Origin of the sequence: Kocuria rhizophila, from assembly GCF_003667225.1 — a bacterium.
Lineage (GTDB): Bacteria > Actinomycetota > Actinomycetes > Actinomycetales > Micrococcaceae > Kocuria > Kocuria rhizophila.
This window is the reverse complement of sequence record NZ_RCOM01000088.1, coordinates 1-9,439: the sequence shown is the minus strand read 5'-3', so window position 1 is coordinate 9,439 and position 9,439 is coordinate 1. Positions and strand designations below refer to the sequence as shown.

Annotated in this window: 9 protein-coding genes; 6 read left to right on the top strand and 3 right to left on the bottom strand. The window is 71.8% G+C overall.

The genetic code is table 11. The features are described 5' to 3' along the window. The 6 genes from D9R02_RS10165 to D9R02_RS10140 all read left to right on the top strand — a co-directional run. Positions 1-867, top strand: an 867-nt coding sequence (locus D9R02_RS10165; protein ID WP_121566854.1) for a glycerophosphodiester phosphodiesterase family protein, incomplete at its 5' end; no start/stop codon positions are given. A 250-nt stretch (positions 868-1,117) separates the two neighbouring features. After that, complete coding sequence (locus D9R02_RS10160; RefSeq protein WP_019310595.1) at positions 1,118-1,306, top strand: hypothetical protein; 189 nt, start codon at positions 1,118-1,120, stop codon at positions 1,304-1,306. A gap of 125 nt (positions 1,307-1,431) precedes the next feature. Beyond that, the gene (locus tag D9R02_RS10155; RefSeq protein ID WP_235586563.1) at positions 1,432-3,090 is read left to right on the top strand and encodes an ABC transporter substrate-binding protein; all 1,659 of its coding nucleotides are present in this window, start codon (positions 1,432-1,434) and stop codon (positions 3,088-3,090) included. A 4-nt stretch (positions 3,091-3,094) separates the two neighbouring features. Then, positions 3,095-4,051: an ABC transporter permease gene (locus D9R02_RS10150; RefSeq protein WP_070636649.1), complete on the top strand. Its 957-nt coding sequence runs from the start codon at positions 3,095-3,097 to the stop codon at positions 4,049-4,051. Next, entirely contained in the window at positions 4,048-5,064 is a 1,017-nt protein-coding gene (locus D9R02_RS10145; protein WP_223246201.1) for an ABC transporter permease, read from the top strand. The genes D9R02_RS10150 and D9R02_RS10145 overlap by 4 nt, the downstream gene beginning before the upstream one ends. A gap of 32 nt (positions 5,065-5,096) precedes the next feature. Continuing rightward, complete coding sequence (locus D9R02_RS10140; protein ID WP_121566853.1) at positions 5,097-7,124, top strand: ABC transporter ATP-binding protein; 2,028 nt, start codon at positions 5,097-5,099, stop codon at positions 7,122-7,124. 103 nt (positions 7,125-7,227) lie between these two features. Here D9R02_RS10140 and D9R02_RS10135 read toward each other — a convergent pair whose 3' ends face one another. The 3 genes from D9R02_RS10135 to D9R02_RS10125 all read right to left on the bottom strand — a co-directional run. Continuing rightward, on the bottom strand, positions 7,228-7,956 hold the full coding sequence (locus tag D9R02_RS10135) for a chitin-binding protein (RefSeq protein ID WP_019310590.1): 729 nt from the start codon (positions 7,954-7,956) through the stop codon (positions 7,228-7,230). A 124-nt stretch (positions 7,957-8,080) separates the two neighbouring features. Continuing rightward, positions 8,081-8,254 (bottom strand): hypothetical protein, encoded by a 174-nt coding sequence (locus D9R02_RS12125; RefSeq protein ID WP_158217867.1) that lies wholly within the window; start codon positions 8,252-8,254, stop codon positions 8,081-8,083. Positions 8,255-8,582: 328 nt separating this feature from the next. Next, the coding region (locus tag D9R02_RS10125) for a LysR family transcriptional regulator (RefSeq protein WP_147435355.1) at positions 8,583-9,439 on the bottom strand (857 nt) is incomplete at its 5' end.

Genomic DNA, 9,439 nt, shown 5'->3' with positions numbered 1-9,439 from the left:
GCCCGGTTCCGTGCCGGCCGGAACCCCGCCGCGCTCTCCCACCGCGGGTTCTCCCCGGACGGGCACGAAAACACGATGGCCGCCTTCCGGGCCGCCGCGGAGCTGGGCTTCGTGTGGCTGGAGACGGACGTGCACACCACGAGCGACGGCGTGGTGGTGGCGTTCCACGACCCCACGCTGGAGCGGGTCACGGGCACGGACGGGGACGTCAACGAGTTCACGTGGGCGCAGTTGCGCGAGCTGCGGGTGGGCGGGGAGCACGGCATCCCCACCCTTGCCGAGCTGCTGCGCGAGCTGCCGGACGCGTGCCTGAACATCGACGTCAAGGACGAGGCCTCCGTGGCCGCGCTGCCCGAGGTGGTCGCCCGGGAGGACGCGGCGGACCGGGTGCGGGTCACCTCGTTCTCCGAGTCACGACGACGCCGCACGCTCGCCCGGATCGCGCACCTCACCGGCCGCCGTGTTCGGACCTCCGCCGGAACGCTCGGCACCGCCGGGTTCCTCGCGGTGTCCACGATGGCACCGCTCACGGACCGGCTCTCCCCGACGATCGCCGCGGCACTGTGGGCGGGCCACCGCCGCGCGTGGGCCCGGGCGGTTGCGCCGTTCGACACCCTGCAGCTGCCCGAGCACCACACCCTGGACCTGCCCCTGGGCAGGCAGGTCACCGTGCCGATCGTCTCCCCGCGGTTCCTGGAGTTCGCCCACCGGGAGGGGATCGCGGTGCAGGTGTGGACGGTCAACGACACCGCGGACATGCACCGGCTGCTGGACATGGGCGTGGACGGGCTCATCACGGACCGGGCGGACCTGCTGCGGGCGGTGCTGGAGGAACGCGGCCAGTGGCCGCCGGACGCGCAGCTCTGACGTCCGCCCCGACACGCCCGCGCGTGGGCCCTCCTCGGACGGGGTGCGTCACGCGTCCCGGCGGAGGCGTCCGGCGGGCCCTTGCAAGGGTGAAGCGGGTCTCGCCTGGCTCGACGCGAGGGCAGTGGACCGGTCCGCCTCACCCCGTCGAGCCCCGCGGCGCGGTAGCTTGGGGGTGATCGGGGCCACGGGCGATCTCGGAATCGCCTCACCGGTCCCGGTGCCCGTCCGACGAGCCGAGGGAGGCCGCATGCACTGCACGGCCGTTCTTCCTGCCCTCGTCCGCACCCGGGTCTGCCAACTGGCCGCCGCGTCCGCGCCGCCGCCGAGCAGGCCCGCGCACCCCGAGCAGTCGGCCATCTACCGCCGTCGGCTCACCGTTCAGACGCCTCTGCAGGGCCACCGCGTGGTGGCCCCGCGCCTGAGCAAGATCCCGTAGCTGGGCCCACGCCGCCTCGACGCCGCCCGTGCCCGCGGGTGCGCGTCCGCACTGCCTGCGACGCCGCGCGTCGTTCCGCGTGCCCGCGACCATCCCGCCCGCGACCACTCAGCCTGCGAGGAACCATGAACCCTGTGCCACCGTCCGCGCTCCCCTCCGGAGGACCTGATCCCGAGAGCCGCGTGCACCGTCCAGGACCGGACGGGCCGCACCGCGGCGTCCGCTCCGGGCTGAGCCGGCGCGGGTTCATGGGACTGGGCGCCGCGGCGGCGTCGTTGGCCCTGGCGGGCTGCGGCAGCAGCAACGGGGAGCCCGGAGCGGCCGTGGCGCAGGCCTCGGGAGAACCGCAGCGCGGGGGCATCCTGCGGATCGGGATGACCGGCGGCGGCGCGTCCGACAGCCTGGACGCCCACGCCCCGGTGGTCACCGCGGACGGCGGCCGCGTGATGGGGCTGTACGACCGCCTCTACGAGTTCGACCCCGACTACAAGACCGTGCCCGGGCTCGCCGAGTCCGCGCGTCCGCTCAAGGGCGGGCGGACGTGGGAGTTCCGGCTGCGCGAGGGTGTGCGCTTCCACGACGGCCGCCCACTGACCCCGCAGGACGTGGTCGCCACGTTCGAGCGGATCACCAATCCGAAGGACCCCAAGACCGGCGCGTCCGCGCTCGCGGGGCTCAAGCGCGTGGTGGCCGTGGGCGAGCGCACGGTGCGCTTCGAGCTGGAGCAGCCGGACTCCACCCTGCTGGACTCCCTGTCCCAGAACTCCATGGGCATCGTGCCCGCGGACTACGACCCCGAGAAGCCGGTGGGCACGGGGCCGTTCACCCTGGGGGACTTCGAGCCGGGGCAGCTCACCGTGCTCAAGCGCAACCCTGACTACTGGGCCGAGCCGCCGTACGTGGACGAGGTCCACCTGCTGAACTTCAACGACCCGGACGCCCTGGTCAACGCGCTGCTCTCCACGCAGGTGGACGTGGTGGGCCAGCTGCCGCTCGCCCTGGTGGACGTGGTCAACACGGACCCGCGGCTGCACACCGTGCTCTCCGAGACCGGCAACTGGCTGCCGTTCACCATGCGCGTGGACGTCGCACCGTTCGACGACCCCCGGGTCCGGCAGGCGTTCCGGCTGGTGGTGGACCGCGAGCAGATGGTGGAGCAGGTGTTCTCCGGCCACGGCACCGTGGCCAACGACATGTACGCCCCGTTCGACCCGGGGACCCCCGACCTCCCGCAGCGCACCCGGGACATCGCGAAGGCCAGGAAGCTGCTCGCGGACGCCGGGCACCCGGACGGGCTGGAGGTGGAGCTCGTCACCGCGCCCATCCAGTCCGGCGCCGTGGAGGCCGCCCAGGTCTTCGTGGAGCAGGCCGCGGAGGCGGGGATCACCGTCACGCTGCGCCGCGTGGACAGCACCACGTTCTTCGGCGACGGGTACCTGCAGTACCCCTTCTCCCAGGACTTCTGGTACACCCGCAACTTCCTCTCGCAGACGGCCCAGGGCACCGTGGAGAAAGCCCCGTTCAACGAGACCCACTGGGCGGACCCGAAGTTCACGGAGCTCTACGCGAAGGCACGCGCCACCATGGACGAGAAGAAGCGCAACCAGCTGATCGCCAAGGCCCAGAAGCAGCTGCACGACGAGGGCGGGTACATCGCCTGGGGGTTCTTCAACCAGGCGGACGCCTACCAGAACTACGTGGGCGGTGGGTTCGCGCACCGCATCGGCATGCCGGTGTGCGGGTTCCACATGCGCCACCTGTGGATCGACCAGGAAAGGAAGTGATCGCATGGCCGCCATGATCCTCAAACGGCTGGCAGTCTCGGTCTTCGTGCTGCTGGCAGTGTCCCTGCTGGTGTTCGCGTTCACCCTCATGCTCCCCGGTGATCCCGCACAGGCGATCCTGGGGCAGCAGGCCACCCCGGAGCGGCTGGCCGCGCTGCGCGAGCAGCTGCAGCTCAACGACCCCTGGTACACCCGCTACCTCACGTGGCTCGGCGGGCTGTTCGTGGGTGACCTCGGCACCTCGGCGGCCACGGGTGGTTCGGTGAACGAGCTGCTCGCCAGCAAGGTCTCCGCCTCCATGGTGCTCATGGTCATCGCGGCCGTGATCGCGATCCCCGTGGGCCTGCTGCTCGGCACGTGGTCCGCGATGCGCGAGGGCCGGGCCTCGGACCAGGCGCTCACCGGCTTCTCCCTGGTGCTCGCGGCGCTGCCGGAGTTCGTGATCGGTGTCATCCTCACCACCCTGCTCTCCACCACGGTGTTCACCCTGCTGCCCTCCGTGACCATGGCGGCCCCGGGGATGCAGGTGTGGGACTACCCGCTGCAGCTGGTCCTGCCGTCCCTGACCCTGGTGCTCGTGGTGGTGCCCTACATGATCCGCATGACCCGCACCACCATGATCGACGTCCTGGACTCCGGGTACGTGGAGATGGCCCGGCTCAAGGGCCTGCCGGAGCACCAGGTGATCTTCAAGCACGCCCTGCCCCACGCGATCGGCCCCGTGGCCCAGGTGGTGGCCATGCAGCTCGCGTGGCTGGCCGGGGGCATCGTGGTGGTCGAGTACCTCTTCCGCTTCCCCGGACTGGGCCAGGCCATGGTGGACGCCGTGAACAACCGTGACGTCCAGGTGGTCCAGGCGCTGTCCATGATCATCGCCGCGTTCTACGTGGTCGTGAACCTCATCGCGGACGTCATCGGCATCCTCGCCAACCCCAAGCTGCGGACGGAGTCCCGCTCATGAGCGCGCAGAACAGGGCGGGTGTCCCGCCCCAGGAGACCGGCGGCACCACGGCCGCGAACGACGTCGCCGTGGCCGCAGACCCTGCCGTGACCCCCGGGGGCGCCGGCGCACCGGACGGCGGTGCACCACAGGACTTCGGGCACAGCGAGTCCCGAGGTGATGCGCGGCCCGTGTCCTTCGTGCGGCGCGTGGTGCAGCAGCCCACGGCCAAGCTGGGCTTCGTGCTCACGGGCCTCGTGCTCCTCGTGGCGCTGCTCGGGCCGTTCGTGGTGCCCGCGTGGACCGGGTACGGGTCCAACTCCTTCGCGGGCAAGCCGTTCCAGCCGGGCGTGTTCGGCACCGACAACCTGGGCCGTGACGTGCTCTCCCGGTTCCTGGAGGGCGGCTGGAGGCTGCTGCTGTACTCGGCGCTGGCCACCGTGCTGGGCGTGGGGATCGGCGCGGTGCTGGGCATGCTCGCCGCGTTCCGCCGCGGCTGGCTGGACGCCGTGATCATGCGCTCCGGGGACGTGCTGCTGGCCATCCCGCAGCTCGTGTTCGCGCTGCTGGCCGTCACGGTCCTGGGCCCCCAGGGGTGGGTGCTCGTGCTGGTCATCGGCATCACCCACGCACCCCGGGTGGCCCGCGTGATCCGCTCCGCCACCGCCGGCGTGGTGGCGGAGGACTACGTGCTGGCCTCTCAGATGTACGCGGTGCCGCAGTGGAAGATCCTGGGCCGCGACGTGCTGCCCAACATCATGGGTCCGCTCATGGTGGAGGTGGGCCTGCGGCTCACGTACTCCATCGGTGCGGTGGCCTCCCTGTCGTTCCTGGGACTCGGCATGCAGCCACCCACCCCGGACTGGGGCCTGATGATCAACGAGAACCGGATCGCGCTGTCCCTGCAGCCGTGGGGGGTGCTCCTGCCCGTCATCGCGATCGCGGTGCTCACCGTGGGCACCAACCTGCTGGCCGACGCCGTGGCCACTGCCTCCGCGGGCCGTGTCCGCACCACCGCGAAGAAGGGCGCCTGATGAGAAGGTCGGAGCACAAAGCACGGAACCGGATGCGCGACACCACCGTTCCCCGTGCCACCGTGGACACCGCGATCACCGTGTCCCACCTGGACCTCGGGGTCACCGGCGGGGACCTCATCCTGGACGACGTCAGTTTCACCCTGCGCCCGGGCCGGATCCTCGCGCTCGTGGGCGAGTCCGGATCCGGCAAGACCACCGCCGCGCTCGCGTGCATGAACCACCTGAGGTCCGGGCTGGAGCTGCGCGGCGGCACGGTGCGGCTCGAGGAGGGGGCCTCGCGCTTCCACCGCAGTGCCGTGGACCTGCTCACGCTGTCCGAGAAGAAGATGCGCAGACTGCGCGGCGGCACGATCGCCTACGTCCCGCAGGATCCCGCGCTGTCCCTGAACGGCTCGCTGCGGGTGGGTGAGCAGATCCACGAGGTGCTGCGCGCCCACGAGTTCGGCCGCAACGCCGGCGAGCGGGACGCCCGCGTGGCCGAGGTGCTCTCCGAGGTGGGTCTGCCCGGCACCCGCGAGTACCAGCGCCGGTTCCCGCACGAGCTCTCCGGCGGTCAGCAGCAGCGCATCGGCATCGCCATGGCCTTCGCGTGCCGCCCTGCCGTGATCATCCTGGACGAGCCCACCACCGGTCTGGACGTGGCCACGCAGGACCTCGTGCTCAAGACCGTCTACCAGCTGACCACCAAGCACGACGTCGCGGGGCTTTACATCACCCACGACCTCGCCGTGGTGGCGCAGGTGGCCAACGACGTGGCGGTCATGCTCCATGGCCAGATCGTGGAGCACGGCCCCGCTGAGCGCGTCCTCCACCGCCCCGAGCACCCGTACACGCGCACCCTCCTGGACGCCGTGCCGGACATGCGCGGCGCCCGAGACATGGGTGGTGGACCCGCGGTGAGCCCGGAGGCTTCGGTGCGCGCCCCGTGGGACCGCGGCAGGGCCGCTCCCGGTCAGGCCGCTGCGTCCGCACCCGGCACTCCCTCCACCACTGCGGGCGACGACGCCGCGGTGCCCCCGGGTGCCCCGGCTCCGGACGGGGCCCGCCCCGCCTTGGACCGGGCGGGCGCACCGGGGGACCCGGACAGTACGGCGGCTCCCCTGACCGGTTCCGACCGGACGTCCGACGACCCCAGCGGGTCCGAGGACGCGCACACCCGGGACCGTGCGAGCGGTGAGCACGAACCGGCTGCCGGGTCGACGCCCGCGGCGACAGCGAGAGCCGGCCACCCCGGAACCGGTGCGGCGGTGCGCGCACGGGGCGCGGGCGGCGTCGTCGGCGCGGGTGGGCAGCACGCGCACGTGGTGAGCGTGCGGAACCTGCGGATGGCGTACGGGTCCGCGGTGATCCTGGACGGGATCAGCCTGGACCTGGAGGCCGGGCAGACCACCATGCTGCTCGGGGAGTCGGGGTCCGGGAAGACCACGCTGTCCCGCAGCGTGGCCGGTCTCAACGACGGCTACACCGGGGAGGTGCTCCTGGACGGGGAGGTGCTGGCACCGAGCACCCGGCGGCGCAGCAACGAGCAGCGCCGGCGGATCCAGTACGTGTTCCAGTCGCCGTTCTCGTCCCTGAACCCACGTCGCAGCATCGGCGACTCGCTGCAGGTCCCGCTGCAGATGACGGGCGGGATGTCCCGGGCGCAGCGGCGGGAGGCCGTCGCGGACGCGCTGGACGCGGTGCGGCTCGGGCGCAGCTACATCGACCGCCGGCCCGGTGAGCTCTCGGGTGGCGAGCGGCAGCGCGCCGCGGTGGCGCGGGCGCTCGTGAACGCACCCTCGCTGCTGGTGTGCGACGAGATCACCTCCGCGCTGGACGTGTCCGTGCAGGCCTCCGTGATCGAGCTGCTGCGCGAGCTGCAGCACGAACGCGGGCTGGCCATGCTGTTCGTGACCCACAACATCGCGCTGGCCCGGCACATCTCGCACAAGTTGGCGGTGCTGGAGAAGGGCAAGCTCGTGGACTACGGGCCCACGGACGCGGTGCTGCGCCACCCGGAGCACGATTACACCAAGGCACTGCTGCGCCACGTGCCCACCCTGGAGGACGCGAGCTGACCCGACGCCCGTGACGCGTGAGGAGAGGTTCTGACGGGATTCCGTCGGGATCTGCGGTCAGATCCTCTCCTCACACGCTGGCGCCTCCCCGAGCGGCGGAACCTCACGTCGTGGGGGTGATGCTCCTGTGCAGGTGCACCATCAGGGGGCCCGGCACTCGCAGCTCCTGCGCTGTGAACATGACCGTGCTGGCCAGTGCTCCGACCACGAGCGGGCTCCATTCCCGGAACCGGGTGTCCACGGTTGCCACGTGCTTCCAGGGGGTGCCCTGGAACTCGGGGAGCGGTGCGGGGACCGTTTCCAGCGTCACCCCTGTTCGTTGCGGTGAGGACGGCCCGATCATCAGGTCGCGCGCCTCGGCCAGCAGGGTGTCGAGCAGATCGACGCCGCGGGGCCGCTCCAGCGCCGCGAAGAGACTGACGCCCACGGAGACCTCCGGTGAGGCGGGTAGGCGATCGACGAACTCGAGACCCGTGGGTTGCCGGAGCGCCGTGTCCGCCGCATCGAACCCGAAGGAGTACCCCGCGGGGTCCCCGAGCCCCCACCGCTCCAGCAGGGTGTGCGCGCTCGTGGTGATGCCCGCCCACGGGGCGCGGACCGACCGGTCCTGGGGAAGGCTCACCTGGATCGAGTACGTGAGGCCGGTGGCACTGCTGACCCGGGTCACCTCGTTGACCTGCCACGTCCAGGAGTCCCGGTCCTCCGGATCGAAACCCTGGCTCCACCCGAGCAGCTCGGTGTGGTCGATCATCAGCCCCGTCATGTCGTCGTCGCCCGGAAGATCAGGGAGCTGCGCGGCGTCGAGGTCGTAGTGCACTGCAAGCGAGGCCATGGGGTGATCATGTCCGGCCGAAGGGCAGGGGGCAAGAGCAACGGGATGTTCGAGACCGTCAAACGGCCGCGGCCGCAGAGACGGGTGATTCGACAGTCAAGGGGTCACCCGGTGCGTCAGGGAATCAGCGCCACCCGAAAGCTGAGGCATCGGGCACCGTCGGGGTGCTCCGGTCCGGCAGATCCCCCATCCACCAGATCCCGTGCTCGTCCTGGCAGGCGTCGTCAACGGCCCGCCCGGGAGGTTCCATGATCTCGGTGTAGATGCCCCCACCGTTGGTGGCTGGATCGTCGTCCATGTAGTGGGGAGGCCACGCGCGGAGAAGTCCTAGGACTCGCCCCCAGCAGTCTGGATGGGCGTAGACCACCGCCAGGCCGGTCCCGGAGGCCCAGGCCCCGAAGACGTGGGGAGCACTGTCATCCCGTTGACCGTCTCGGGCGGCCGCGTGGAAATCCGCCAGCACACGCCGGGGAGGATACTCATCGCTCATGGAGGGCCTTTCCGTGTTCTACCGAAGGTAACGCGTGAGGAGAGGATCTGACGGGATTTTCTCGCGCTCCGCGGTCAGATCTTCTCCTCAGACGCTCCCGCTTCCGGGGAGGGCCGAGGGGAGCGCCTTCGCACCGTCACGGGCCCGGCGGATCCGTGCGCCGTGCCACCGCGATCAGCTCCGCCGCCAGGCCCTGCGTCCGGCGGGGGCCGTGCCACACGGCGCGCAGCTCGCGGTGCAGGTCCAGCACCGTGGGGACCTGCGCCAGGGTCCCGGCGGCCACGGCGTCACCCACCGCCAACCGGCTGAGCACCGCCGGCCCGGAGCCGGCCTGCACGCTGACCCGCACGGCGGCGTTGCTGGGCATCTCCAGCAGGGAGGTCACTGGCCGGCCCAGTGCCTCGTCCAGGGCCAGGCGGGTTCCTGAACCGGCCTCCCGGGTGATGAGCGGTGTGGCGGCGAGCTCGGCGGTGGTCACCGGATCATGCCGCGAGGCCCACGGGTGTCCCGACGGCACCACGAGCACGAGCTCGTCCCGAGCCACCACCGTGTGGTGCAGCCCGGAGGGGGGTGCGGGGGCCTCGATGAACCCCACGTCCGCGGCGCCGCGTAGCACGTCCCGGGCCACCTCGTGGGAGTTGTGCACCGTGACGCGCACGCGGGACTCCGGGTGGGCGGAACGCATCTCCGCGAGCCACCGGGGGAGCAGGTGCTCTGCCACGGTCTGGCTCGCGGACACCCGCAGCGAGAGTGAATGGGAAGAGTCCTGCGCGAGGAGGGCGGCGCCGTCGACGAGTCGGCGGGACGCGGCCACCACGTCCCGAGCCCAGTCCGTGACCAGCAGGCCGGCAGGGGTCAGGGTGGAGCCGCGGGTGGAGCGGTGCAGCAGGGGAACCCCCACCGAGCGCTCCAGCCGTGCCATGGACCGGCTGGCGTTGGGCTGGGCGGTGCCCACGGCGCGGGCCGCGGCGGCCAGGCTGCCGTGGTCCGCGA